The sequence below is a fragment of the Achromobacter sp. JCM 18799 genome (assembly GCF_055395645.1).
Genome location: NZ_AP043866.1, coordinates 4,801,716 through 4,826,281 on the forward strand (window position 1 = coordinate 4,801,716; position 24,566 = coordinate 4,826,281).

The window sequence follows — 24,566 nt, forward strand, 5'->3', positions numbered from 1 at the left end:
TGCGGCCGCCAATCACAAGGGGAACTCAGATGAAGCATCATGCATCGCACGTACGCAAGGCCGCAGCCGCGGCGCTTGCCGGTCTGCTGTGGGGGACCGTTGCCCACGCCGAGGCGCCCGCGCCGTTACCCGACTATCCCAAGCAGGCCATCACGGTCGTGTCGCCGTTTCCTCCGGGAGGCGGCAACGATGGTGTCGCGCGCCTGATCGCGCAGGAACTGGGCGCCATCACGGGCCAGAGCGTGGTGGTGGAAAACCGTTCGGGCGCGGGCGGCAACGTCGGCACGGCGCAAGTGGCGCGCGCCAAGCCCGACGGCTATACCCTGGTGATGTCGCAGACCAGCGTCATGGCCGTCAATCCGCGCCTGTACAAGAACGTGGGCTTTGACCCGGTCAAGGACTTCACGCCCATCTCGCAGATCACTTCGGCGCCGCTGGTGCTGGTGGCGCGCAGCGAGAGCCCGTACCGCACGCTGAACGATTATCTGGAAGCCGCGCGCAAGCAGCCCGGCGCGATAACCTACGCGACGCCCGGCAATGGCACCATGAGCCATCTGATGGGGGCGCTGCTATCGCAGAAGGCCGACGTGAAGCTGGTGCACGTGCCTTATCGCGGCGCCGCGCCCGCCATCACCGACCTCATGGGCGGCACGGTGGACATGTTGATAACTTCACCGGCGTCGGCCGAACCCATGGTCGCCGCCGGCAAGCTGCGCATCCTGGCGCTCAGCCACGAGAACAGCATCGGCATCTTCAAGGGGGCGCCCACGCTCAAGCAGGCAGGCATGGAAGGCATTACCGCCGATGATTGGTATGGACTGTTCGCGCCCGCCGGCACGCCGCCCGAGCGCATTGCCTACCTGGCGCAAGCGGTGGGGCAGGCGATGAAATCGCCCGCGGTGATCGCCAAGATCAACAGCGGCGGCAGCTGGGCGGTGGGCAGCCAGCCCGCCGCGTTCAAGACGCGACTGCAGGAAGACACTGTGTATTGGGCCGACATGGTGAAGACTGCGGGCGTGTCGCTGGACTGATGCGCAAGTCGATGATTGCGCTACACCGCCACGATCTTGCCTACGGCGGATTTCAGGGCGGCGTAGGCGGGTGACTTCTGCGCGCTGGTGTTGGTGACCAGATGGTCGATGCGGTCCGCGCTGCAGTACGACACGCGGCTGCACAGGCCGATCTTGCTGAAGTCGGCCAGCAGTACCAGCTGCTTGGCGCTGGCCGCCATCGCGCGCGCCACTTCGGCCTCGCGCAGGTCATAGTTGGTGGCGCCGAATTCGGCGTCCACGCCCACCGGCGACAGCAGCGCCAGATCCGCGCGATAGCGGTGGATCTCGGCGATCGTGATGTCGCCGGCCGTGGCGCACACCGGGCCGCCCACGGAGCCGCCCAGCATGATCAGCTGGTTTGCGCCGTTGCCGGCCGCGCCCACCTTCAAGGCGACGTCAAACGAGTTGGTGATGACGGTCAGGCCCGACAGCTTGGCCAGTTCGTCGGCCAGCACGCTGGTGGTGCTGCCAGCGTCCAGGAACAGGGTCTGTCCGCTGGATACCAGCCCCGCGGCCGCGCGCGCGATGGCGCGCTTGTACTTGACGCGGGTATGCACGCGTTCCGCGATGGGCGGTTCGCTGTGCACCGGCACGGCGCCGCCGTGCACCCGGCGCAATTCGCCCATGGCCTCCAATTCCAGCAGGTCACGCCTGACTGTCTCCCTTGAAACCCCTAGTTCGCCGACGATACGGTCGGTCGATACCTGCTGCAATGAAGACAGCAGGGCGCGGATTCTCTGATACCGCTCTTCTTGCCACATGTCCGATGTTTCCTAATCTATGTCCGGCGCCGCGCGGCTGCGGCGATCAGCGCGCGCAATGCCAGCAGGGAGCCTCCCACGACCAGCATGATAAGGGTTGAATAGGCGGCAGCCTGCGAGACGAACCCCGCTTCGTCCAGGCGCAGGACGGAAACGGGCGCCACGCTCACGGATGGCGTGACCAGGAAGATCACCGCCGACAGCGTCACCATGGACCGCATGAACAGGAAGAAGAACACGCCCAGCACGGTCGGGCCGATCAGCGGCAGCACGGCGTCGCGCAGCACCCGCAGCGTGCCGCCGCCCAGGCAGCTGACAGCCTCCTCCAGCGCTTGCGGCACGGCGCGCATGCCGGTCATCATCGTCAGGAAACCCTGCGTGTGGTAGTGGTAGAAGTTGCACAAGGCAATCAGCGCGGCGCTGCCGTACAGCGCATACAGCGGCGTGCCGGGGGCGTTGAAGGCGAAGATGTACGACAAGCCCAGCACCAGGCCGGGAACGCCCACCGGCAGCACCGAGATCAGGTACACCAGCTTGGCCCACGCGCGCGGAATGCGGCACACCCCGAAGCTCAGGAAGAACAGCAGCAGCACGCCGCCGCCTGCCGCCGCCAGCGACAGGTACAGCGACGTCCAGAGCGGCGTGTAGCCGCCGCTGACTGTGATGTCGTAATGCTTCAGCGTCCATTCCATGCGATAGGGCCACAGCCGCATGAAGCTGGCGAAGATTACCGTGGCCACGGTCAGGATGATGGTACCGCTGGCCAGCAACACGCCGGCGGTGAACGCCGCATCGCGCCCGCGAGCCGGTTGCGGCGTGACCCGCAATCCGCTGGGCGAGGCCGAGCCGAACTGACGCTGCGAGGCGACGCGTTCGATCTGCACCGAAATCAGCGATGGCAGCAGCAGCAGGATGCCGACCACCGAGCCCATGCCGAAGTTCATCTGCCCGGATACCTGGCTGTAGATCTCGGTGGCCAGCACCCGGTAGTTGCCGCCGATCACGGCGGCGTTGCCGAAGTCGGTAATGGTGATGACGAACACCACGAAGGCCGCGCTCAGCAAGCCGAACTTGCTGTTGGGCAGGGTGATGTCGAGGAACTGGCGCGAGCCGGACGCGCCCATCACTTCGGCCGCGTCGTAGTAGCGCGCATCCATGTTGCGCAAGGCCGCCTGCAGGATCAGCACGGCCTGGGGCAGGGCGTAGAACACGTTGGAGATCAACAGGCCCCAGAAGCCGTAGATATCTATTTCCCAGCCTGTCCAGCGGTGTACCAGCCCGTTTCGACCCAGCAGGAAGATGAGCCCCAGGCCCTGCACCAGCGAAGGCGCCAGCAGCGGCAGCACCAGCGCCAGCCGCACGGCGGCCTTGCCGCGCATGCAGCTGCGATCCAGGCCGTAGGCGATGGCAAAGCCCAGCGCGACGCTGACCACCGTGGTGGCGGTGCTCATGACCAGGCTGTTGAGCGTGGCGGTGAGCACGCCGCGCGTGGCGAAGACCTCGGCATAGTTGCCCAGGCCGACCGAGCCGTCCTTCTCGACCAGGCTGCGCCACGCTACAGTCGCCAGCGGATAGAGGAAGAACAGCGCCAGGCCCGCCAGGGGGATGCCGACGCAGCTCCATAGCAGCACACGGTCGGCGGACCAGGGGGCGCGGCCGGTTGGCGCCGCGATGGCCGGGCTGGCGTGGGCGGCGCTCAAGCGGCGGCCCCGGTTTGCGTGGTGCGATCCGTCATACGCTGACCCAGGCGCACTGGCCCGGCTCCATGTCCAGCCGCACGGGGGCGCCGCGCGACAGGCCCGCGGCGCCATGTTGTTCCACCAGCAGTTCGCGTCCCTGCCAGGCGATGCGCAGGCGGGTGAGGTTGCCCATGAACGTCATGTCCTGCACGCGGCCCGGGCCGCGTTCGTCCGCGGCGATGCGCAGGTTCTCGGGCCGCAGGCAGGCCTCGTAGCGCTCGCTGGCGCCCTCGGGCCGCGTCGCCAGCAGTTGGGGCATGGCCTCGCGCACCCAGTCGGTGGGCAGCAGATTGCTCAGGCCCACGAAGTTCGCCACGAAGCGGGTGCGCGGGCGCAGGTACAGATCGGAAGGCGAGCCCACCTGCTCGATGCGGCCGTCGTTCATGCACACGATCTTGTCGGCCAGAGTCAGCGCTTCCTCCTGATCGTGCGTGACCATGACCGTGGGAATTTTCAGGCGCCGCTGCACGTCGTGGATCTCGGCGCGCATGTCGGTGCGTACGCGCGCGTCCAGCGCGGACAGGGGTTCGTCGAGCAGGATCAGCGCCGGATCCACCGCCAGCGCGCGCGCCAGCGCCACGCGCTGCTGCTGGCCGCCGGACAACTGGTGCGGATAGCGCTCCGCATGTTCGGGCAGTTTGATCAGCGTCAGCAGTTCCTTTACGCGCGCGCCGATGCGTTCGCGCGATTCGCCGCGGATGCGCAGGCCGTAACCCACGTTTTGCGCCACGGTCATGTTGGGGAACAGGGAATACGACTGGAACACGATGCCGAAGCCGCGCTTGCGCGCCGGCAGCGCGCTCAGGTCGCGCCCGCCCAGCGTGATGGTGCCGCGGTCAAAGGGCAGCAAGCCCGCCACGATGCGCAGCAGGGTGGTCTTGCCGCAGCCGCTGGGGCCCAGCAGGCAGACGAATTCATGTTCGCCCACGGACAGGTCGATGTCTTGCAGCGCTACCGACGCATCGAACGTCTTGCGGATTCCGCGCAATTCCAGATACATGGCGTCTCCAGGACAGGCTGCGGCCGGCTTTGCGCCGGCCGCGGCACCGTCAACGCTTGATGGTTTCCTGCCAGGTCTTGATGGTGGCGTCCCGCTCCGCGGCCGACTTGGGGAAGTCCACGGGATACAGCACGGCGGTCAGGTCCTTGGGCAGGCCGGCGGCTTCGGCGGCCTTGTTGGGTGTGGCGCCGGGGATGGTCACCAGTTCCTTGTACTTGCTGTACAGGCCGCCGGCCTGCGCCGACAGCGTCCAATCGAGGAAGCGTTTGGCGTCGGTGGGATTCTTGGCCGTTTTCATCAGCCCCGAGGCTTCCAGTTCGTAGCCCACCCATTTGGATGGAATCACCATCTTGATGGGGAATCCTTCCTCGATGGACTGCATGGCGGGGAAGGCGAAGGACACGCCGATGGCGTACTCGCCGGCGCGCGCCATCTTGCAGGGGCGCGAACCGGACGGCGTGTACTGGGCCACATTCTTGTCCAGGTCCTTGAGCAGCGCCCAGCCTTTCTCCTTGCCCATACCCTGCAGCAGCGCGACGATCTGCAGATAGCCGGTACCCGAGGCGGCAGGGCTGGGGATAACTATCTCGCCCTTGTAGACCGGCTTGGTCAGGTCTTCCCAGGAGGTCGGCATGGGCAGATTCTTGGACTTGAGCCTGTCCGTGTTTACACAGAATGCGGCTACGTAGCCGGTGGCGGCGAACCACTTCTGGTCGGCGCCCTTGTACTGCGCGGGCAGGGCGTCCATGCCCTTGGCCGCATACGGCTCCAGCAGGTTTTGCAGGCGCGGATCCAGCATGTTGCTGACGGCGAAGCCCCAGATCACGTCCTGCTGCGGGTTGGAGGCCTCGGCGATCAGGCGCGCGCCCAGATCTCCGGTGGACAGCCGCAGCACGTTGACCTTCACGTCCGGCATGGCGGCGTTGGCGGCTTTCAGATAGGCCGCGATTTCATCTTCTTCGAGGGCGGTGTAGACGGTGATGGCGCCGGCGTGGGCCTGCGTCCAACCTAGGGAAATTACTGCAACCACAAGGCTAAGCTTCTTCATACATTGCATGATGGAACTCCGGTTGGAATACACGGCAACGGTGGCGAGCTACGTAGTTGGACAGCCTTCTGCAACAAATCCGGCAAGTTGCAGTTTTATGTATGTTTGCAAATTTGTGGCAACGTGTCTAGACTGGAAAAACCAGTATTCAAGGGTTTTTTTGGCGTAGGCGCATCCTCCCGCGCCACGCCTGGAGCTCATCGATGCAAACTTCACCGCCGTTATCCGCGCAGCAGCTGGCCGCGTACTCCTCGTTCGCCCAAACGCTGGCGGACCGCGTCCGTCCCTTGTCGCGCAAGTGGTTCCGGCATCCGCTGGACGTGGACACCAAGGCGGACGAAAGCCCGGTCACGCAGGCCGACCGTGAGGTCGAGGCCGCCTTGCGCGAGGCCATCGCCCAGCATTATCCCGAGCACGGCATCTTTGGAGAAGAGTTCGGTGCGTCGCATGCCGAAGCCGAATTCGTGTGGTCGCTGGACCCCATCGACGGCACGCGCGCGTTCATTTCCGGTAACCCGTTGTGGGGCACGCTGCTGGCGCTGCTGCATCGGGGCAAGCCTGTGCTCGGCGTAATCGACATACCCATGCTGGACGAGCGCTGGGTCGGCGCGGCCGGCGTGGCCGCGCAACTGAACGGTGCCGCCTGCCGCACCAGCGCTTGCGCCGAACTGCGCCAGGCCGTGCTGTACGCCACCTCGCCCGACATCTTTGCCGGCGCCGAGCTGGCCGCCTTCGAGGCGCTGACGCAGGCCGCGCGCATGCGCCGCTACGGCGGCGATTGCTACAGCTACGGCCTCCTGGCCAGCGGACACGTCGACCTGGTGGTCGAGTCCGGCCTGCAGCCGTATGACTATCTGGCGCTGATGCCCGTGATCGAAGGGGCGGGCGGCGTCATTACCGATTGGTCGGGGCAGCCGCTCAGTCTCGAATCGCAGGGCCGCGTCGTCGCGGCCGCCACGCCGCAGCTGCATCGCCAGGCGATGCGGGTGCTGGGGGCGGCCATGACCTGAACGCCGCGCCGCCCGCCCGCAGTCCAACGCAACGCTTCAGTCACAAGGTGAAAGAGCATGCATGCACTAGGGGTAGCAACGGTGGAAGACGCGGAGCGGCTGGTGCAAGCCAGCCAGCTCTCGCACATCAAGGTAGGTTTGTCCGACGTCGATGGCGTCATGCTGGGAAAGTACTTGCGGCGCGACAAATTCCTGGGCGCGCTGCGCTCGGGGCTGGCGTTCTGCGACGTGGTGTTCGGCTGGGACCTGGACGACCAGCTGTACGACAACACCAAGTACACGGGTTGGCACACGGCCTATCCGGATGCCAAGCTCAGGATCATCCCGCAAAGCGGCCGCCGGCTGCCGCTGGAGCAGGGACCGGGCGGCGAAGACATGCTGCTGTTCCTGGCGGAATTCGAAGGCGACGCGGGCGCCATCTGTCCGCGGCGGTTGTTGCACCGGACGCTGGACCGGGCCGCGGGCATGGGCTATGACGTCTATGCCGCGCTGGAGTACGAGTTCTTCATGTTCCGCGAAACGCCGCACTCGGTGCGCGCCAAGAACTACCGCAACATGGAGAACTGGACGCCGGGAAATTTCGGCTACTCGGTGCTGCGCAGCACGGTCGAAGGCGACTTCTACCGCAAGCTCCTGGACATGTGCGAACGCATGGACATGCCCATCGAAGGCCTGCACACCGAGACCGGGCCGGGCGTGCTGGAAGCGGCCCTGGCAGTGGACCTGGCCGCGGCCGCGGGCGACAAGGCCTTTCTCTTCAAGACTTTCACCAAGGCGCTGGCGCAGCAGAACGGGCTGATGGCGACCTTCATGGCGAAATGGTCGCATGATCATCCCGGCCAGAGCGGACACATCCATCTGTCGCTACGCGACCACAAGACCAACCGTTCGGCCTTTTACGACGAATCCCGGCCGCACGGCATGAGCGCGACGCAAGCTTCCTTCATGGCCGGTGTGCAGCGCTACCTGCCGGAATTCATGGCCATGTATGCGCAGACCATCAACAGCTATTCGCGCCTGGTACCCGGGTACTGGGCGCCGCTGGATGCGACCTGGGGCATGGAAAACCGCACCACTGCGCTGCGGCTGATTCCAGGCAGCGACAAATCGCAGCGCGTCGAGGTGCGCATCGGATCGGCCGACGCCAATCCCTATCTGGCCTTGTCCGCCGCCCTGGCTTCGGGCCTGTATGGCATTGAGCAGGGCCTGGAACCCGAGCCGATGGTGCAGGGCAACGCCTATACGCAGCAGTTCCCGGCACATCTGCGCTTGCCCACCACGCTCTGGGAGGCCGCGCAGCGGCTGCGCGAATCCGAGGCCGCGCGCCATCTGTTTGGCGACGCCTTCGTCGAACATTACGCGGCGACGCGTGAATGGGAAGAACGGCAGTTCCGCCGCCACGTGACCGACTGGGAACTGGCGCGCTACTTCGAAATCATCTGAATCCAAACCACACCGCTTGCGCAGGGCAGACATGACCCAGGAACTCATCACCATCAGTCCCATCGACGGGCGCGAGGTCGTGCGCCGTCCCTACGCCAGCGAGGCGCAGATCGCTCAGGCGCTCGCCGACGCCCAAGCCGCGCAGGGCGCGTGGCAGGCACTGGGCGTGCAGGAGCGGGGGCGCATCGTGTCCGAGGCCGTCGACCGCTTCGTCGCCGCGAAGGACGAGATCGCACGCGCCATTACCATCCAGATGGGCCGGCCGCTGCGCTATACGCCCGGAGAGGTGGCGGGCTTCGAGGCCCGCGCGCGCCACATGATCGCGATCGCGGGTGAGGCGCTGGCGCCCATCCAGGTTGCGGAAATGGCGGGATTCACGCGCTTCATCAGCCGTGAACCCATAGGCGTGGCGCTGACCATTGCGCCGTGGAACTATCCCTTGCTGACGGCGGTGAACAGCATCGTGCCCGCGCTGATGGCCGGCAATACCGTCATTCTCAAGCATTCCGACCAGACGCCCCTGTGCGCGGAACTGATCGAACGCGCATTCCGGGAAGCCGGCGCGCCCAAGGGCGTGTTCCAGTACCTGCATGCCAACCATGACATCGTGCGCAGGCTGATCCGCGCGCCGGAGATCGGCTACGTCTCGTTTACCGGTTCGGTGCGCGGCGGGCATGTCGTGGAGGAAAGCGCGGCGGGGCGGTTCATCGGCGTCGGCCTGGAGCTGGGTGGCAATGATCCAGCCTATGTGCGCGAGGACGCGAAGATCGACCATGCGGTCGAGACGTTGGTGGACGGCGCCTTTTTTAATTCAGGCCAATCCTGCTGCGGCATCCAGCGCATCTATGTGGCGCGTGCGCGGTACGACGAGTTCGTCGAGCGCGCGATCGAATTGACCCGCAGCTACGTGCTGGGGAATCCGCTGCACGCCGAAACAACGCTGGGGCCGGTGGTGCGCGCAAAAGCCGCCGCCGAGATCCGCGACATCATCGGGGCTGCGGTTTCCGCCGGCGCCAGAAATATGATTGATAGCTCGTATTTCAAGGAAGCGAGCATAGGCTCGCCTTACGTCGCGCCGGCGCTGCTGACGCAGGTCGATCATCGCATGCGCATCATGAGTGATGAATGCTTCGGTCCCGCTGTCGGCATCATGGCGGTGGACAGCGACGAGGAGGCGATCGGCCTGATGAACGACAGTCCCTACGGCCTGACGGCGGCGGCTTTTACGCAGGACCAGGATGCGGCCCTGCATATAGGCCGCCAGGTGCAGGCGGGTACGTTCTTCATGAACCGTTGCGATTACCTGGATCCCGCGCTGGCTTGGACCGGCGTGAAGAACTCCGGCCGCGGCGTCTCCTTGTCTGTCGTGGGCTACGAGCAGCTCACCCAAGCCAAATCCTTCCATCTGCGCAGCGTCTGACACGACGCCATCAGGAAACCCGCCATGACCGTGCCCAGTGTTAATTGGAACTATCCCACCGCCATCAAGGCCGGCCCCGGCCGCATCAAGGAACTGCCCGAGCTATGCCGCGGCCTGGGCATGAAGCGACCTCTGCTTGTGACGGATCCCGGGCTTGCTGCCTTGCCGATGGTGACGCAGGCCGTGCGAGCGTGCCGCCAGGAAGGGCTGGAATGCGGCCTGTTCCACGAGATCAAAGGCAATCCCACGGGCCGTAATGTGGACGATGGCGTGCAAGCCTATCGGCAAGGCCGCCATGATGGCGTGATCGCATTCGGCGGCGGCTCCGCGCTGGATGCCGCCAAGGCCATCGCGCTGATGGCCGGGCAGCGGCGGCCATTATGGGATTTCGAGGATGTCGGCGACAACTACCTGCGCGTCGACGTCGCGGGCATGGCCCCGGTGGTGGCCGTGCCGACCACCGCAGGCACGGGTTCCGAAGTAGGGCGCGCTTCCGTCATCACCGACGAGGCCGCCGAGGTCAAGCGCATCATCTTCCACGCGCGCATGCTGCCTGCCGTGGTGATCCTGGACCCCGAGCTCACTGTCGGCCTGCCGCCCAAGATAACGGCGGCGACCGGCATGGACGCGCTGTCGCATAATCTCGAAGCCTACTGTTCGCCTTTCTTCCATCCCATGGCGGCGGGCATCGCGATCGAAGGCATGCGCCTGGTCAAGGAATACTTGCCGCAGGCCGTCGCCAACGGCAGCGATTTGCAGGCGCGGCTGCAGATGCTGGTGGCGTCCAGCATGGGCGCGACGGCGTTCCAGCGCGGGCTGGGCGCCATGCATGCGCTGGCGCATCCGTTGGGCGCGCTGTACGACGCGCATCACGGCATGCTCAACGCAATCCTCATGCCGTACGTGCTGAAAGCCAACGAACACGCGGTGGCGCCGCGGCTGCAGGCCTTGGCGCGCTACCTGGATCTGCCGGATTCCGGCTCGGGGGCGGTGCTGGACTGGGTGCTGCGTTTGCGCGAGACCGTGGGCATTCCCCACACCCTGGCAGAAATCGGCATCGACGAGACCCAGGCCGAGCGGGTGGGGCGCATGGCGGCCGAGGATCCATCGGCCGGCACCAACCCCGTCAACTACACCCCTGAGCAGTATTCCGATCTTTTTCGTGCAGCAATTCGCGGAAACCTGTAAGCTTCGCCCCCTCTGCGCGGAAACGCTGCGGTGGTTGAAGAAGAATTTTGAATATTTCGTCCCAAGCGTTTGACAGCGGGTTTGAAAGTGTTCATAATCTCGAATTCTCCTGTGGAGGAGTGCCCGAGTGGTTAAAGGGGGCAGACTGTAAATCTGTTGGCCTTGCGCCTACGTTGGTTCGAATCCAACCTCCTCCACCAGAGACCCACACCTAAATCCAGGCGCGGTTTGCCTGGATTTACAATGTGAAGCTCAGAAAGCTGAGCAGCCTTCGCAAAGAAGGTTGTAAAGCTCTCCCGGGCTTCGGATTGAAAAAGGTTTGGGAAAGAGAAGGTGAAAGGGTATGCCGCGGGTGTAGCTCAATGGTAGAGCAGAAGCCTTCCAAGCTTACGACGAGGGTTCGATTCCCTTCACCCGCTCCAAGATTTATTTGCCCATGTGGCTCAGTGGTAGAGCACTCCCTTGGTAAGGGAGAGGTCGCGCGTTCGATCCGCGCCATGGGCACCACTAATTTCTCTCTTCTTCAGTCAGAAGCGCAATCCAGGTCAGGAGTCAGCCATGGCAAAAGGCAAGTTTGAACGTACCAAGCCGCACGTGAACGTGGGTACGATTGGTCACGTTGACCACGGCAAAACGACGTTGACGGCGGCCATCACGACCGTTCTGTCGAACAAGTTCGGCGGCGAAGCCAAGGGCTACGACCAGATCGACGCGACTCCTGAAGAAAAGGCTCGCGGCATCACGATCAACACGGCTCACGTCGAGTACGAAACGGAAGCGCGTCACTACGCGCACGTTGACTGCCCGGGCCACGCTGACTATGTGAAGAACATGATCACGGGCGCCGCGCAAATGGACGGCGCGATCCTGGTCGTGTCGGCCGCTGACGGCCCGATGCCGCAAACCCGCGAACACATCCTGCTGTCGCGCCAGGTTGGCGTGCCGTACATCATCGTCTTCCTGAACAAGGCTGACATGGTTGACGACGCCGAGCTGCTCGAGCTGGTGGAAATGGAAGTCCGCGAACTGCTGTCGAAGTACGACTTCCCGGGCGACGACACCCCGATCGTGAAGGGTTCGGCCAAGCTGGCGCTGGAAGGCGACAAGGGCGAACTGGGCGAGCAAGCCATCATGGCTCTGGCCGCTGCGCTGGATTCGTACATCCCGACGCCTGAGCGCGCCGTGGACGGCACGTTCCTGATGCCGGTTGAAGACGTGTTCTCGATCTCGGGTCGCGGCACCGTGGTGACCGGCCGTATCGAACGCGGCGTGATCAAGGTCGGCGAAGAACTCGAAATCGTCGGTATCGTTCCGACGGTCAAGACGACCTGCACGGGCGTGGAAATGTTCCGCAAGCTGCTGGACCAAGGTCAAGCCGGCGACAACGTGGGCATCCTGCTGCGCGGCACCAAGCGTGAAGACGTCCAGCGCGGCCAAGTTCTGGCCAAGCCGGGCTCGATCACCCCGCACACGGACTTCACGTCCGAGGTGTACATCCTGTCCAAGGAAGAAGGCGGCCGTCACACCCCGTTCTTCCAAGGCTATCGTCCCCAGTTCTACTTCCGCACGACGGACGTGACGGGCACGATCGAACTGCCGGCCGACAAGGAAATGGTTCTGCCGGGCGACAACGTGGCCATGACGGTCAAGCTGTTGGCTCCGATCGCCATGGAAGAAGGTCTGCGTTTCGCCATCCGTGAAGGCGGTCGTACCGTCGGCGCCGGCGTCGTCGCCAAGATCCTGAAGTAAGCAATACCCGGATGGGTAGAGTGGACTCTCAAGTCCCTCTATCCATCTTTGCTGTAAAAGTAGTATGATGTATGGTTCCGCAAGTTGTTGCATGTAAGGCGGAAGCAGCTGTGTAGTGCAAGTGTAGTGTTTTAGGGGCATAGCTCAATTGGCAGAGCGTCGGTCTCCAAAACCGAAGGTTGTAGGTTCGATTCCTACTGCCCCTGCCACCGCCAGGATAAACCCGCGGGAGATCATCGCGAGTTACGCATTCACGGCGGCTCGCGTCGCAATATGTCTAATACCAGCGTAGAAACCGTAACCAGTACCGCCGACCGGGTGAAGCTCGGGCTGGCGGTTCTTGTCGTTATTGCTGGCATCGTCGGGTTTTCCGTGCTCAGCGCGCAACCGATGCCTGCACGTATCGGCGTATTCGTCGGCGGCCTTGTGATCGCAGCCGTGATCGCCTGGTTCAGCGAACCCGGCCGCCGCACCCTGAGCTTCGCCAGCGAGTCCTACAACGAAGTCAAGCGTGTCTCGTGGCCCACGCGCAAGGAAACGACCCAGATGACGGGTATCGTTTTCGCGTTTGTGGCGGTCATGGGCCTTTTCATGTGGGTGCTCGACAAGGGCATCGAATGGATTCTTTACGGCCTGTTGTTGGGCTGGAAATAAGGACGGCGAATGAGTAAGCGTTGGTATGTCGTCCATGTGTACTCCGGCATGGAAAAAAGCGTACACAAGGCCCTGAACGAGCGCATCGAGCGCGCGGGTCTGCAAACGTCTTTTGGCCGCATTCTTGTGCCCTCCGAGGAAGTCGTCGAGGTCAAGGGTGGCCAGAAGTCGATCACCGAGCGCCGCATTTTCCCCGGTTATGTCCTGGTTGAAATGGACTTGACCGACGAAACGTGGCACCTGGTCAAGAACACCAACCGCGTCACCGGCTTTTTGGGTGGCTCGGGCAACCGTCCGACCCCGATTTCCGAAAAGGAAGTCGAGAAGATCCTCTCCCAGATGGAAGAGGGCGTCGAGAAGCCCCGCCCCAAGATCCTGTTCGAAGTGGGCGAGATGGTTCGGGTCAAGGAAGGTCCGTTTGCAGACTTCAACGGCAACGTCGAAGAAGTCAATTACGAAAAGAGCAAGGTTCGCGTGTCTGTCACCATTTTTGGTCGCGCCACGCCCGTCGAACTCGATTTCAGTCAGGTCGAAAAGACCTAATTTCAACCCCCGGGGAGCTCCCAGGCCTGAACGCCCAGGAGCGATATAACCCGCAAGGAGCAAAGCATGGCGAAGAAGATCGTCGGCTTTATCAAGCTGCAAGTGCCGGCTGGTAAGGCTAACCCCTCCCCCCCGATTGGCCCGGCCCTGGGTCAGCGTGGCCTGAACATCATGGAATTCTGCAAGGCGTTCAACGCCAAGACCCAAGGCATGGAGCCTGGTCTGCCGATTCCGGTGGTGATCACCGCCTTCGCCGACAAGAGCTTTACCTTCATCATGAAGACCCCGCCCGCGACGGTCCTCATCAAGAAGGCCGCCGGCGTGCAAAAGGGTTCGTCCAAGCCGCATACCGACAAGGTCGGCACGCTGACCCGCGCTCAAGCTGAAGAGATCGCCAAGGCCAAGGGCCCCGATCTGACCGCCGCTGATCTGGACGCCGCCGTGCGTACGATCGCTGGCAGCGCCCGCAGCATGGGCATCACGGTTGAGGGGATCTAATCATGGCAAAACTGTCCAAGCGCGCCGCCGCCATTGCGCAGAAGATCGACCGCACCAAGCTGTACCCGGTCGCTGAAGCCCTGACCCTGGTCAAGGAAACCGCCGTCGCCAAGTTCAATGAATCCATTGACGTGGCCGTGCAACTCGGCATCGACCCGAAGAAGTCGGACCAACTGGTTCGCGGCTCGGTCGTTCTGCCCGCCGGCACCGGCAAGTCGGTCCGTGTGGCCGTGTTCGCCCAAGGCGACAAGGCTGAAGCCGCCAAGGCCGCTGGCGCCGACATCGTCGGTCTGGACGACCTGGCTGACCAGATCAAGGCCGGTCAAATGGACTTCGACGTGGTCATCGCCTCGCCCGACACGATGCGTGTCGTGGGTGCCCTGGGTCAGATCCTGGGTCCCCGTGGCCTGATGCCGAACCCGAAGGTCGGCACCGTGACCCCGGACGTCGCTACCGCTGTCAAGAACGCCAAGGCCGGTCAGGTTCAGTACCGCACCGACAAGGCTGGCATCATCCACGCAACGATCGGCCGCGCGTCGTTCGGCGTGGAACAGCTGCAAACCAACCTGGCCGCTCTGGTCGACGCCCTGCAAAAGGCTCGTCCCGCAGCTGCCAAGGGCATTTACCTGCGCAAGCTGGCCGTTTCGTCCACGATGGGCGGCGGTGCGCGCGTGGAAATTGCCTCGCTGTCGGCCAACTAAGCCGATAGCTGTAAACGTACTTTGGGCTGCATCCGGATTCCTCCGGATGTTGCTGTCAAAGACCGCTGGAGCAGGGTGGTTCAAGCAGTACCGGACCCCTCCGCTTAATACCGAAGCCCGTAAGGTTCGGATCCAGCGTAGACGGCGTCCCCAGGAAGATTTCTTTACACGAAGAACTCGACCAGGCGCCGCATTCGGTTGACGCGCAAGGCTCAGGCCCCAGGCGTCTTTTGATGGAGTGTTCAAACCGTGAGTCTCAATCGTCAAGAGAAAGCGGTGGTAATCGAGGAAGTCTCGGCGGAAGTCGCCAAGGCCCAATCGATTGTTATCGCTGAGTACCGTGGTCTGGACGTCGCCTCTGTCACCGTACTGCGCAAAACTGCGCGTGAATCGGGCGTGTATCTGCGTGTTCTGAAGAACTCGCTGGCCCGTCGTGCTGTTGCCGGCACGGCTTTCGAGCCGTTGGCTGAGCAACTGACCGGTCCGCTGATCTATGGCATCAGCGCTGATCCGGTTTCGGCGGCCAAGGTCCTCGCAGGTTTCGCGAAAAGCAACGACAAGCTGGTCATCAAGGCGGGCGCTCTGCCCAACAGCCTGCTGAACCAAGACGGCGTGAAGGCCCTGGCCACCATGCCCTCGCGCGAAGAGTTGCTGTCGAAGCTGCTGGGCACCATGCAAGCCCCCATCGCGCAATTCGTGCGTACGCTCAACGAAGTTCCGACCAAGTTCGCCCGTGGCCTCGCCGCCGTGCGCGACCAGAAGGCTGCGGCTTAATCGCCTGCCTTCACGGAATTCGCTGAACGACCGAGCGACACCCAAACCCTGGCATTACCAAAATATTTGGAGTTCTGAAAAATGGCACTTAACAAAGCTGAAATCCTTGACGCCATCGCTGGCATGACCGTGCTCGAGCTGTCCGAGCTGATCAAGGAAATGGAAGAGAAGTTCGGCGTGTCGGCTGCTGCCGCCGCTGTCGCTGTCGCTGCTCCCGCCGCTGGTGGCGCTGCCGCCGCCGCTGAAGAGCAAACCGAGTTCACCGTCGTCCTGACCGACGCCGGCGCCAACAAGGTCAGCGTCATCAAGGCCGTGCGCGAGCTGACCGGTCTGGGTCTGAAGGAAGCCAAGGACCTGGTCGACGGCGCTCCGAAGCCCGTCAAGGAAGCTGTGGCCAAGGCTGACGCCGAAGCCGCCAAGAAGAAGCTGGAAGAAGCTGGCGCCAAGGTCGAAGTCAAGTAAGACCTGCGTCAATTTGCCCGGGGACAGCGCAGTTTGCAGTCCCCGGGCTTTTGCGTTTCCAGGAAACCCCTACTGGGGGTATGCCCTTTACAGGGGGGTTTCCTGGAGTCGTATCACCTGGGGCCGTGGTTGACGGCCCATGCAACCTCGAGTCGGAGTGCTCATGCCTTACTCGTACACCGAAAAAAAGCGCATCCGCAAAAGCTTCGCCAAGCGTGAAGACGTTCAAAACGTTCCCTTCCTGTTGGCGACACAGCTTCAATCCTACCTAACTTTCCTGCAGGCGGATACCGCCCCGTCCGATCGCGTAGCCGACGGTTTGCAGGCGGCGTTCTCGTCGATTTTCCCGATCGTTAGTCACAACGGTATGGCGCGCTTGGAGTTCGTGAGCTATGTGCTCGGCGAACCGGTGTTCGATGTCAAGGAATGTCAGCAACGTGGCCTGACCTATGCCTCGCCCCTGCGAGCCAAGGTCCGCCTGGTGCTGCTTGACCGCGAAGTCAGCAAGCCCACCGTGAAGGAAGTGAAGGAACAGGAAGTCTACATGGGCGAAATTCCGCTCATGACGGGCACGGGTTCCTTCGTCATCAACGGCACCGAGCGTGTCATCGTTTCGCAGCTGCACCGCTCGCCTGGCGTGTTCTTCGAGCACGACCGCGGCAAGACCCACAGCTCCGGCAAGCTCCTGTTCTCGGCCCGCGTGATTCCTTACCGCGGCTCGTGGCTGGACTTCGAATTCGATCCGAAGGACGTCCTGTTCTTCCGCGTCGACCGTCGCCGCAAGATGCCCGTCACGATTCTGTGCAAGGCCATCGGCATGACGCCGGAATCGATCCTGGCCAACTTCTTCGACTTCGACAACTTCGAATTGAAGAGCGAAGGCGCGATGATGGAATTCGTGCCTGAGCGTTGGAAGGGCGAAATGGCCCGTTTCGACATCAGCGACCGCAGCGGCAAGGTCATCGTCGAAAAAGACAAGCGCATCAACGCCAAGCATCTGCGCGACCTGGCTGCCGGCGGCATCCAGCGCATCTCCGTGCCGGAAGACTTCCTGTACGGCCGCGTGCTGGCCAAGAACATCGTCGACCCGGACACGGGTGAAGTCATCGCCAACGCCAACGACGAGATCACGGAAAGCGTGCTGGGCGCCCTGCGCGCCGCCAACGTGCACGACATCCAGGCCCTCTACACGAACGACCTGGACCGCGGCCCGTACATCTCGCAAACGCTGCGCACCGATGAAACCGCCGACCAGATGGCCGCGCGCGTTGCCATCTACCGCATGATGCGTCCTGGCGAACCGCCCACCGAAGAAGCGGTGGAAGCGCTGTTCCAGCGTCTGTTCTACAGCGAAGAAACGTACGATCTGTCGCGCGTCGGCCGCATGAAGGTCAACAGCCGTCTGGGCCGTGGTGAAGACATCACGGGTCCGATGACGCTGACCAACGAAGATATCCTTGAAACCATCAAGGTGCTGGTCGAGCTGCGTAACGGCCGTGGCCAGATCGACGACATCGATCACCTGGGCAACCGTCGCGTGCGTTGCGTCGGCGAACTGGCCGAGAACCAGTTCCGCGCCGGCCTGGTGCGCGTCGAGCGCGCCGTCAAGGAACGTCTGGGCCAGGCCGAGACGGAAAACCTGATGCCGCACGACCTGATCAACTCCAAGCCGATCTCGGCTGCCATCAAGGAGTTCTTCGGTTCGAGCCAGCTGTCGCAGTTCATGGACCAGACCAACCCGCTGTCGGAAATCACGCACAAGCGCCGCGTTTCCGCACTGGGCCCGGGCGGTCTGACCCGCGAGCGCGCCGGCTTCGAAGTCCGCGACGTGCACCCGACCCACTACGGCCGCGTCTGCCCGATCGAAACGCCGGAAGGCCCGAACATCGGTCTGATCAACTCCATGGCGCTGTACGCTCGCCTGAACGAGTACGGCTTCCTGGAAACGCCTTACCGCAAGATCATTGACGGCAAGGTCAGCGAGCAGATCGACTATCTGTCGGCCATCGAAGAAAGCCACTACGTCATCGCGCAGGCCAACGCCGCGCTGGACGAGGAAGGCCGTTTCGTGGACGACCTGGTGGCTTGCCGCGAAGCTGGCGAAACCATGCTGACCGCCCCGGCCAACGTGCACTACATGGACGTTGCCCCGTCGCAGATCGTGTCGGTCGCCGCCTCGCTGATTCCGTTCCTGGAACACGACGACGCGAACCGCGCGCTGATGGGCGCCAACATGCAACGCCAGGCCGTGCCTTGCCTGCGTCCGGAAAAGCCGGTCGTGGGTACGGGCATCGAGCGCACCGTGGCCGTTGACTCGGGTACGACCGTGCAAGCCCTGCGTGGCGGCCTGGTCGACCACGTCGACGCCGAGCGCGTCGTGATCCGCGTGAACGATGAAGAAAACGTCGCTGGCGAAGTCGGCGTCGACATCTACAACCTGATCAAGTACACCCGTTCCAACCAGAACACGAACATCAACCAGCGTCCCATCGTCAAGCGTGGCGACAAGGTCGCCAAGGGTGACGTGCTGGCTGACGGCGCATCGACCGACCTGGGCGAACTCGCCCTGGGTCAGAACATGCTGATCGCGTTCATGCCCTGGAACGGCTACAACTTCGAAGACTCGATCCTGATCTCCGAAAAGGTTGTTGCCGATGACCGCTACACCTCGGTCCACATCGAGGAACTGACGGTTGTCGCCCGCGACACCAAGCTGGGTCCGGAAGAAATCACGCGCGACATCAGCAACCTGGCCGAGACGCAACTGAACCGTCTGGACGATTCGGGCATCACGTACATCGGCGCCGAAGTCAGCGCCGACGACGTGCTGGTCGGCAAGGTCACGCCCAAGGGCGAAACCCAGCTGACGCCGGAAGAAAAGCTGCTGCGCGCCATCTTCGGTGAAAAGGCGTCCGACGTTAAGGACACCTCGCTGCGCGTGCCCTCGGGCATGACCGGCACCGTGATCGACGTGCAAGTGTTCACGCGCGAAGGCATCGTGCGCGACAAGCGCGCCCAGTCCATCATCGACGATGAACTGCGCCGCTATCGCCAGGACCTGAACGACCAGTTGCGCATCGTTGAAAACGACCAGTTCGACCGTATCGAAAAGATGCTGGTCAACAAGACCGTCAACGGCGGCCCGCGCAAGCTGGCCAAGGGCGCCACGATCACCAAGGCTTACCTGGCTGATCTGGACCGCTGGCAGTGGTTCGACATCCGTCTGGCCGACGAGCCGCATGCCGTCGTGCTGGAGCAGGCCAAGGAATCGCTGGAGCAGAAGCGCCACCAGTTCGACCTGGCTTTCGAAGAAAAGCGCAAGAAGCTGACGCAAGGCGACGAGCTGCCCCCGGGCGTGCTGAAGATGATCAAGGTCTACCTGGCCGTGAAGCGTCGTCTGCAGCCTGGCGACAAGATGGCAGGCCGTCACGGCAACAAGGGCGTGGTCTCGCGCATCACCCCGGTGGAAGACATGCCGCACATGGCTGACGGCACGCCGGCCGACATCGTTCTGAACCCGTTGGGCGTGCCCTCGCGGATGAACGTCGGCCAGGTGCTGGAAGTGCACTTGGGCTGGGCTGCCAAGGGCGTGGGCCACCGCATCGCCGACATGCTGCGCGACGAGCGCACTGCGCAGGTCAAGAACGTCCGCGCCTATCTGGACAAGGTCTACAACACGACCGGCACCGGCGCGCGCATCGACGAGCTGACCGACGAAGAAGTCATGGAAATGGCCCAGAACCTCAAGAACGGCGTGCCGTTCGCGACGCCCGTCTTCGACGGCGCGACCGAAGAGGAAATCACCACGATGCTGGAACTGGCCTATCCGGACGACGTCGCCAAGCGCATGGCGCTGACGCCTTCGCGCACGCAGGCGTGGCTGTACGACGGCCGCACCGGCGAGCAGTTCGAGCGTCCGGTCACGGTTGGCTACATGCACTACCTGAAGCTGCACCACTTGGTCGACGACAAGATGCACGCGCGTTCGACCGGCCCGTACTCGCTGGTTACCCAGCAGCCTCTGGGCGGCAAGGCGCAGTTCGGCGGTCAGCGTTTCGGGGAAATGGAAGTGTGGGCGCTGGAAGCATACGGCGCCGCCTACACCCTGCAGGAAATGCTGACGGTGAAGTCCGACGACATCACCGGCCGTACCAAGGTATACGAAAACATCGTCAAGGGCGATCACGTCATCGACGCCGGCATGCCGGAATCGTTCAACGTGCTGGTCAAGGAAATCCGCTCGTTGGCCCTGGACATGGATTTGGAGCGTAACTAATGAAAGCGCTACTCGACCTCTTTAAGCAAGTCTCGCAAGACGAGCAGTTCGATGCCATCAAGATCGGCATCGCCTCGCCCGAGAAGATCCGTTCGTGGTCCTACGGCGAAGTTCGCAAGCCCGAGACCATCAACTACCGTACGTTCAAGCCCGAGCGCGACGGCCTGTTCTGCTCCAAGATCTTTGGCCCGATCAAAGACTACGAGTGCTTGTGCGGCAAGTACAAGCGCCTGAAGCATCGTGGCGTGATCTGCGAAAAGTGCGGCGTGGAAGTCACCGTCGCCAAGGTTCGCCGTGAACGCATGGGCCACATCGAGCTGGCCAGCCCCGTCGCGCACATCTGGTTCCTGAAGAGCCTGCCGTCGCGTCTGGGCATGGTGCTCGACATGACCCTGCGCGACATCGAACGCGTGCTGTACTTCGAAGCCTGGTGCGTGATCGAACCTGGCATGACGCCGCTCAAGCGCGGCCAGATCATGTCGGATGACGATTTCCTCGCCAAGACCGAAGAGTACGGCGACGACTTCCGTGCCCTGATGGGCGCGGAAGCCGTGCGCGAACTGCTGCGCACCATCGACATCGACCGCGAAGTGGAAACGCTGCGCGGCGAACTGAAGGCCACCAGCTCGGAAGCCAAGATCAAGAAAATCTCCAAGCGCCTGAAGGTGCTGGAAGGCTTCCAGAAGTCCGGCATCAAGGCCGAGTGGATGGTCATGGAAGTGCTGCCCGTGCTGCCGCCGGACCTGCGTCCGCTGGTGCCGCTGGACGGCGGCCGCTTCGCGACCTCCGACCTGAACGACCTGTACCGCCGCGTCATCAACCGCAACAACCGCTTGAAGCGCCTGCTGGAGCTGAAGGCTCCGGAAATCATCCTGCGCAACGAAAAGCGGATGCTGCAGGAAGCCGTCGACTCGCTGCTGGACAACGGTCGCCGCGGCAAGGCCATGACGGGCGCCAACAAGCGCCAGCTCAAGTCCCTGGCCGACATGATCAAGGGCAAGAGCGGTCGTTTCCGTCAGAACCTGCTGGGCAAGCGCGTCGACTACTCGGGCCGTTCGGTCATCGTGGTGGGTCCGCAGCTCAAGCTGCATCAGTGCGGCCTGCCCAAGCTGATGGCCCTGGAACTGTTCAAGCCGTTCATCTTCAATCGTCTGGAGATGATGGGCCTGGCCACGACCATCAAGGCTGCCAAGAAGCTGGTGGAAAGCCAGGAACCGGTGGTCTGGGACATCCTGGAAGAAGTCATCCGCGAACACCCGGTCATGCTGAACCGTGCGCCCACGCTGCACCGTTTGGGCATCCAGGCGTTCGAGCCGGTCCTGATCGAAGGCAAGGCCATCCAGCTGCACCCGCTGGTTTGCGCGGCGTTCAACGCCGACTTCGACGGTGACCAGATGGCCGTGCACGTGCCGCTGTCGCTGGAAGCCCAGCTGGAAGCGCGCACGCTGATGCTGGCCTCCAACAACGTGCTGTTCCCGGCCAACGGCGAACCGTCGATCGTGCCGTCCCAGGACATCGTGCTGGGTCTGTACTACACGACGCGCGAGCGCATCAACGGCCGCGGCGAAGGCATCTTCTTCACCGACGTCGCTGAAGTGCAGCGCGCCTACGACAACGGCGAAGTCGAACTGCAGTCGCGCATCACCGTGCGCCTGAAGGAACACGAGCGCGACGAGAACGGCGAATGGCAGCCGGTGATCCGCCGTCACGAGACGACGGTCGGCCGCGCGCTGCTGTCCGAAATCCTGCCCAAGGGCCTGCCCTTCACGGTGCTGAACAAGGCGCTGAAGAAGAAGGAAATCTCGCGCCTGATCAACCAGTCGTTCCGCCGCTGCGGCCTGCGCGACACGGTGATCTTCGCTGACAAGCTGATGCAGTCGGGCTTCCGCCTGGCCACGCGCGGCGGTATCTCCATCGCCATGGGCGACATGCTGATCCCGACCGCCAAGGAAGGCATCCTGGCCGAAGCCAGCCGCGAAGTGAAGGAAATCGACAAGCAGTACTCGTCGGGTCTGGTCACGTCCCAGGAACGCTACAACAACGTGGTGGACATCTGGGGCAAGGCCGGCGACAAGGTCGGCAAGGCGATGATGGAACAACTGGCCACCGAGCCCGTGATCAACCGTCACGGCGAAGAAGTGCGCCAGGAATCGTTCAACTCCATCTACATGATGGCTGACTCGGGCGCCCGCGGTTCGGCCGCCCAGATCCGCCAGCTGGCCGGTATGCGCGGCCTGATGGCCAAGCCGGACGGCTCGATTATCGAAACGCCGATTACCGCGAACTTCCGTGAAGGCCTGAACGTACTCCAGTACTTCATCTCGACTCACGGCGCGCGTAAGGGTCTGGCCGATACGGCACTGAAGACCGCCAACTCGGGTTACCTGACCCGTCGTCTGGTCGACGTGACGCAAGACTTGGTGATTACCGAGGACGATTGCGGCACCTCGCAGGGCTACAACATGAAGGCCCTGGTCGAAGGCGGTGAAGTCATTGAACCGTTGCGCGATCGCATCCTGGGTCGTGTGGCTGCCGTTGATATCGTCAACCCGGACACGCAGGAAACGGCCATCGTCGCCGGCACCCTGCTGGACGAAGACATGGTCGACACCATCGACCGCATCGGCGTGGACGAAGTCAAGGTCCGCACGCCGCTGACTTGCGAAACGCGCCACGGTCTGTGCGCGCACTGCTACGGCCGCGACCTCGGCCGCGGCTCGCCGGTCAACCAGGGCGAAGCGGTTGGCGTCATCGCCGCTCAGTCCATCGGTGAACCGGGCACGCAGCTGACGATGCGTACGTTCCACATCGGTGGCGCGGCGTCGCGTTCGGCCCTGGCCAGCGCGGTGGAAACCAAGTCCAGCGGTACCGTCGGCTTTGCCAGCACGATGCGCTACGTCACCAACGCCAAGGGCGAACGCGTGGCGATCTCGCGCTCCGGCGAACTGGCGATCTTCGACGACAACGGCCGCGAACGCGAACGCCACAAGATCCCGTACGGCGCGACCGTGCTGGTTGGCGATGGCGAAGCCGTGAAGGCTGGCGCGCGTCTGGCGACGTGGGATCCGCTGACCCGTCCGATCGTGTCGGAATACGGCGGCGCCGTCCGCTTCGAGAACATCGAAGAAGGCGTGACCGTTGCCAAGCAGGTGGACGAAGTCACCGGCCTGTCGACGCTCGTCGTCATCACGCCGAAGACCCGTGGCGGCAAGATCGTCATGCGTCCGCAGATCAAGCTGGTCAACGAGAACGGCGAAGACGTCAAGATCGCCGGCACCGATCACTCGGTGAACATCTCGTTCCCGGTGGGCGCGCTGATCACGGTGCGTGACGGCCAGCAGGTTGCCGTGGGTGAAGTTCTGGCGCGTATTCCGCAAGAATCGCAAAAGACCCGCGACATTACCGGCGGTCTGCCGCGCGTGGCCGAGCTGTTCGAAGCCCGTTCGCCGAAGGATGCCGGCATGCTCGCCGACGTCACCGGCACGGTCTCGTTCGGCAAGGACACCAAGGGCAAGCAGCGTCTGGTCATCACCGACCTGGAAGGCGTGAGCCACGAGTTCCTGATTCCGAAGGAAAAGCAGGTTCTGGTGCACGACGGCCAAGTGGTGAACAAGGGCGAAATGATCGTGGACGGCCCGGCCGATCCCCACGACATCCTGCGCCTGCAAGGCATCGAGAAGCTGGCGACGTACATCGTCGACGAAGTGCAGGACGTGTACCGTCTGCAGGGCGTGAAGATCAACGACAAGCATATTGAAGTGATCGTCCGCCAGATGCTGCGCCGCGTGAACATCGTCGACGCCGGCGATACCGAGTTCATCCCGGGCGAGCAGGTCGAGCGCTCCGAGCTGTTGAACGAGAACGACCGCGTCACGGCTGAAGACCGCCGTCCGGCCAGCTACGACAACGTGCTGCTGGGTATCACCAAGGCCTCGCTGTCGACCGACTCGTTCATCTCGGCCGCTTCGTTCCAGGAAACCACCCGGGTCCTGACCGAAGCCGCCATCATGGGCAAGCGCGACGACCTGCGCGGCTTGAAGGAAAACGTCATCGTCGGCCGCCTGATCCCGGCCGGTACCGGCCTGGCTTACCACCATGCCCGCAGGGACAAGGAAGCGCTGGAGGCTGCGGAACGCGAAGCCGCCCGCCAGCTGGCCAACCCGTTCGAAGACTCGCCGGTCACGGTGGGCTCGGATGCGGAAACGCCGGCTTCCGACCTGGGCGCCGAGGATTCCGCCGAATAAGCGG

18 protein-coding genes and 4 tRNA genes are annotated in these 24,566 nt (G+C 63.4%); 18 read left to right on the forward strand and 4 right to left on the reverse strand.

What is annotated here, in order from left to right; genetic code table 11:
- Window positions 1-29: 29 nt before the first annotated feature.
- The gene (locus tag ACZ5YA_RS22615; RefSeq protein WP_118932719.1) at window positions 30-1,031 is read left to right on the forward strand and encodes a Bug family tripartite tricarboxylate transporter substrate binding protein; all 1,002 of its coding nucleotides are present in this window, start codon (window positions 30-32) and stop codon (window positions 1,029-1,031) included.
- A gap of 20 nt (window positions 1,032-1,051) precedes the next feature.
- On the opposite strand, the gene ACZ5YA_RS22620 is transcribed toward ACZ5YA_RS22615, so the two are convergent.
- Genes ACZ5YA_RS22620 through ACZ5YA_RS22635 form a run of 4 tightly spaced genes read right to left on the reverse strand, consistent with a single transcriptional unit; the run spans window position 1,052 to window position 5,609 of the window.
- Entirely contained in the window at window positions 1,052-1,813 is a 762-nt protein-coding gene (locus tag ACZ5YA_RS22620; protein ID WP_059376242.1) for a DeoR/GlpR family DNA-binding transcription regulator, read from the reverse strand.
- A 17-nt stretch (window positions 1,814-1,830) separates the two neighbouring features.
- Complete coding sequence (locus tag ACZ5YA_RS22625; RefSeq protein ID WP_464091264.1) at window positions 1,831-3,513, reverse strand: ABC transporter permease subunit; 1,683 nt, start codon at window positions 3,511-3,513, stop codon at window positions 1,831-1,833.
- Between the two features lie 31 nt (window positions 3,514-3,544).
- Window positions 3,545-4,552: an ABC transporter ATP-binding protein gene (locus ACZ5YA_RS22630; RefSeq protein ID WP_059376237.1), complete on the reverse strand. Its 1,008-nt coding sequence runs from the start codon at window positions 4,550-4,552 to the stop codon at window positions 3,545-3,547.
- A 49-nt stretch (window positions 4,553-4,601) separates the two neighbouring features.
- Window positions 4,602-5,609: an ABC transporter substrate-binding protein gene (locus ACZ5YA_RS22635; protein ID WP_119449757.1), complete on the reverse strand. Its 1,008-nt coding sequence runs from the start codon at window positions 5,607-5,609 to the stop codon at window positions 4,602-4,604.
- Between the two features lie 194 nt (window positions 5,610-5,803).
- Here ACZ5YA_RS22635 and hisN point away from each other — a divergent pair, with 194 nt between their 5' ends.
- From hisN to rpoC, 17 genes are all read left to right on the forward strand, one after another.
- Complete coding sequence (hisN, locus tag ACZ5YA_RS22640) at window positions 5,804-6,610, forward strand: histidinol-phosphatase (RefSeq protein WP_059376235.1); 807 nt, start codon at window positions 5,804-5,806, stop codon at window positions 6,608-6,610.
- 57 nt (window positions 6,611-6,667) lie between these two features.
- The gene (locus tag ACZ5YA_RS22645; RefSeq protein ID WP_059376233.1) at window positions 6,668-8,053 is read left to right on the forward strand and encodes a glutamine synthetase family protein; all 1,386 of its coding nucleotides are present in this window, start codon (window positions 6,668-6,670) and stop codon (window positions 8,051-8,053) included.
- A gap of 31 nt (window positions 8,054-8,084) precedes the next feature.
- On the forward strand, window positions 8,085-9,473 hold the full coding sequence (locus ACZ5YA_RS22650) for an aldehyde dehydrogenase family protein (RefSeq protein ID WP_118932714.1): 1,389 nt from the start codon (window positions 8,085-8,087) through the stop codon (window positions 9,471-9,473).
- A gap of 24 nt (window positions 9,474-9,497) precedes the next feature.
- On the forward strand, window positions 9,498-10,661 hold the full coding sequence (locus ACZ5YA_RS22655) for an iron-containing alcohol dehydrogenase (protein WP_464091265.1): 1,164 nt from the start codon (window positions 9,498-9,500) through the stop codon (window positions 10,659-10,661).
- Window positions 10,662-10,774: 113 nt separating this feature from the next.
- Window positions 10,775-10,861, forward strand: a tRNA-Tyr gene (locus ACZ5YA_RS22660).
- A gap of 148 nt (window positions 10,862-11,009) precedes the next feature.
- Window positions 11,010-11,083 (forward strand) — tRNA-Gly (locus ACZ5YA_RS22665).
- A gap of 10 nt (window positions 11,084-11,093) precedes the next feature.
- Window positions 11,094-11,168: transfer RNA gene (locus ACZ5YA_RS22670), tRNA-Thr, on the forward strand.
- 51 nt (window positions 11,169-11,219) lie between these two features.
- Window positions 11,220-12,410, forward strand: a complete 1,191-nt coding sequence (tuf, locus tag ACZ5YA_RS22675) for an elongation factor Tu (RefSeq protein WP_119449751.1) — start codon at window positions 11,220-11,222, stop codon at window positions 12,408-12,410.
- Between the two features lie 133 nt (window positions 12,411-12,543).
- Window positions 12,544-12,619, forward strand: a tRNA-Trp gene (locus ACZ5YA_RS22680).
- Between the two features lie 64 nt (window positions 12,620-12,683).
- Window positions 12,684-13,064, forward strand: a complete 381-nt coding sequence (secE, locus tag ACZ5YA_RS22685; protein ID WP_054459362.1) for a preprotein translocase subunit SecE — start codon at window positions 12,684-12,686, stop codon at window positions 13,062-13,064.
- 9 nt (window positions 13,065-13,073) lie between these two features.
- Window positions 13,074-13,607, forward strand: a complete 534-nt coding sequence (nusG, locus tag ACZ5YA_RS22690; protein WP_006389586.1) for a transcription termination/antitermination protein NusG — start codon at window positions 13,074-13,076, stop codon at window positions 13,605-13,607.
- A 66-nt stretch (window positions 13,608-13,673) separates the two neighbouring features.
- Entirely contained in the window at window positions 13,674-14,105 is a 432-nt protein-coding gene (rplK, locus tag ACZ5YA_RS22695; protein WP_006389587.1) for a 50S ribosomal protein L11, read from the forward strand.
- Between the two features lie 2 nt (window positions 14,106-14,107).
- Window positions 14,108-14,806, forward strand: a complete 699-nt coding sequence (rplA, locus tag ACZ5YA_RS22700; RefSeq protein WP_054459364.1) for a 50S ribosomal protein L1 — start codon at window positions 14,108-14,110, stop codon at window positions 14,804-14,806.
- A gap of 249 nt (window positions 14,807-15,055) precedes the next feature.
- A complete protein-coding gene (gene rplJ / locus ACZ5YA_RS22705) occupies window positions 15,056-15,580 on the forward strand; it encodes a 50S ribosomal protein L10 (protein WP_013397032.1) in 525 nt (174 codons plus the stop codon).
- A gap of 81 nt (window positions 15,581-15,661) precedes the next feature.
- Window positions 15,662-16,042: a 50S ribosomal protein L7/L12 gene (gene rplL, locus ACZ5YA_RS22710; RefSeq protein ID WP_042795892.1), complete on the forward strand. Its 381-nt coding sequence runs from the start codon at window positions 15,662-15,664 to the stop codon at window positions 16,040-16,042.
- A 163-nt stretch (window positions 16,043-16,205) separates the two neighbouring features.
- Window positions 16,206-20,318, forward strand: a complete 4,113-nt coding sequence (gene rpoB / locus ACZ5YA_RS22715; protein ID WP_059380284.1) for a DNA-directed RNA polymerase subunit beta — start codon at window positions 16,206-16,208, stop codon at window positions 20,316-20,318.
- Window positions 20,318-24,562, forward strand: coding sequence for a DNA-directed RNA polymerase subunit beta' (gene rpoC / locus ACZ5YA_RS22720; protein ID WP_059380283.1), 4,245 nt, complete (start codon window positions 20,318-20,320; stop codon window positions 24,560-24,562). The genes rpoB and rpoC overlap by 1 nt, the downstream gene beginning before the upstream one ends.
- The last annotated feature ends 4 nt before the right edge of the window (window positions 24,563-24,566 follow it).

What these genes read in the sequence shown, in the direction of transcription:
- ACZ5YA_RS22615 (WP_118932719.1), top strand. Translation starts at nt 30, where the DNA reads ATGAAGCATCATGCATCGCACGTACGCAAGGCCGCAGCCGCGGCGCTT.
- ACZ5YA_RS22620 (WP_059376242.1), bottom strand. Translation starts at nt 1,813, where the DNA reads ATGTGGCAAGAAGAGCGGTATCAGAGAATCCGCGCCCTGCTGTCTTCA.
- ACZ5YA_RS22630 (WP_059376237.1), bottom strand. Translation starts at nt 4,552, where the DNA reads ATGTATCTGGAATTGCGCGGAATCCGCAAGACGTTCGATGCGTCGGTA.
- ACZ5YA_RS22635 (WP_119449757.1), bottom strand. Translation starts at nt 5,609, where the DNA reads ATGCAATGTATGAAGAAGCTTAGCCTTGTGGTTGCAGTAATTTCCCTA.
- hisN (WP_059376235.1), top strand. Translation starts at nt 5,804, where the DNA reads ATGCAAACTTCACCGCCGTTATCCGCGCAGCAGCTGGCCGCGTACTCC.
- ACZ5YA_RS22645 (WP_059376233.1), top strand. Translation starts at nt 6,668, where the DNA reads ATGCATGCACTAGGGGTAGCAACGGTGGAAGACGCGGAGCGGCTGGTG.
- ACZ5YA_RS22650 (WP_118932714.1), top strand. Translation starts at nt 8,085, where the DNA reads ATGACCCAGGAACTCATCACCATCAGTCCCATCGACGGGCGCGAGGTC.
- ACZ5YA_RS22655 (WP_464091265.1), top strand. Translation starts at nt 9,498, where the DNA reads ATGACCGTGCCCAGTGTTAATTGGAACTATCCCACCGCCATCAAGGCC.
- tuf (WP_119449751.1), top strand. Translation starts at nt 11,220, where the DNA reads ATGGCAAAAGGCAAGTTTGAACGTACCAAGCCGCACGTGAACGTGGGT.
- secE (WP_054459362.1), top strand. Translation starts at nt 12,684, where the DNA reads ATGTCTAATACCAGCGTAGAAACCGTAACCAGTACCGCCGACCGGGTG.
- nusG (WP_006389586.1), top strand. Translation starts at nt 13,074, where the DNA reads ATGAGTAAGCGTTGGTATGTCGTCCATGTGTACTCCGGCATGGAAAAA.
- rplK (WP_006389587.1), top strand. Translation starts at nt 13,674, where the DNA reads ATGGCGAAGAAGATCGTCGGCTTTATCAAGCTGCAAGTGCCGGCTGGT.
- rplA (WP_054459364.1), top strand. Translation starts at nt 14,108, where the DNA reads ATGGCAAAACTGTCCAAGCGCGCCGCCGCCATTGCGCAGAAGATCGAC.
- rplL (WP_042795892.1), top strand. Translation starts at nt 15,662, where the DNA reads ATGGCACTTAACAAAGCTGAAATCCTTGACGCCATCGCTGGCATGACC.
- rpoB (WP_059380284.1), top strand. Translation starts at nt 16,206, where the DNA reads ATGCCTTACTCGTACACCGAAAAAAAGCGCATCCGCAAAAGCTTCGCC.
- rpoC (WP_059380283.1), top strand. Translation starts at nt 20,318, where the DNA reads ATGAAAGCGCTACTCGACCTCTTTAAGCAAGTCTCGCAAGACGAGCAG.